Consider the following 719-nt stretch of genomic DNA (forward strand, 5'->3'; position numbering starts at 1 on the left):
GGTATACCGCTAGGGCATGACTTTGCTCGTATAACGCTTGATATGTTAATTGTTGCCCTTCATAAACCACCGCAATCTTATCTGGATGGGCCGCCACCTGCTCCATAAACAACTCATGGATACATTTATCCTGCGGATAACTCGCCGCCGTCTGGTTAAACTCCACCAATAACCGTTGCTTCTCCGCCGCACTAATAAACTCAACTTCATTCACTCGCTGGCTCGGCGCTCGTACTATTGCTTCACAAAACCCACTGAAGTGCTCCGCCATTCTCGCTATCGTACTCGCCTCATAGAGCGCAGTTTTATATTGTAGTGCGCCCGACAACCCATCCGCACTTTCTGTGAAAGTCAGGGTGATATCAAATTTACTGCTCTCTGCCCCTAATGGATATGACCTAATGTGCGCGCCCGCCTCTTCCTGTGGAGTGTTCTGCAACACAAACATCACCTGGAACAACGGACTTATCCCCGTATTCCTATCCGGCTGCACTGCATCTACCACCTTCTCAAACGGCGTATCCTGATGTGCATACGCTTGTAAACACGTCTCCTTTACCTGTGCCAACAACGCATCAAACCCTTGCTCACCATCCACCTGATTCCGTAGCGCCAAGGTGTTCACAAACATCCCTATCAGCCCTTCCGTTTCACCATAGTGACGGTTCGCTATCGGACTACCCAAACAGATATCATGTTGCCCCGTGTAACGATAAAGT

1 protein-coding gene is annotated in these 719 nt (G+C 49.4%); it reads right to left on the bottom strand.

Going from position 1 to position 719, the window contains the following annotated elements; genetic code table 11:
* The coding region (locus BB427_RS23025; RefSeq protein WP_254663694.1) for a condensation domain-containing protein at window positions 1-719 on the bottom strand (719 nt) is incomplete at both ends.

The sequence above is a fragment of the Pseudoalteromonas sp. BMB genome (assembly GCF_001709235.1).
Lineage (GTDB): Bacteria > Pseudomonadota > Gammaproteobacteria > Enterobacterales > Alteromonadaceae > Pseudoalteromonas > Pseudoalteromonas maricaloris.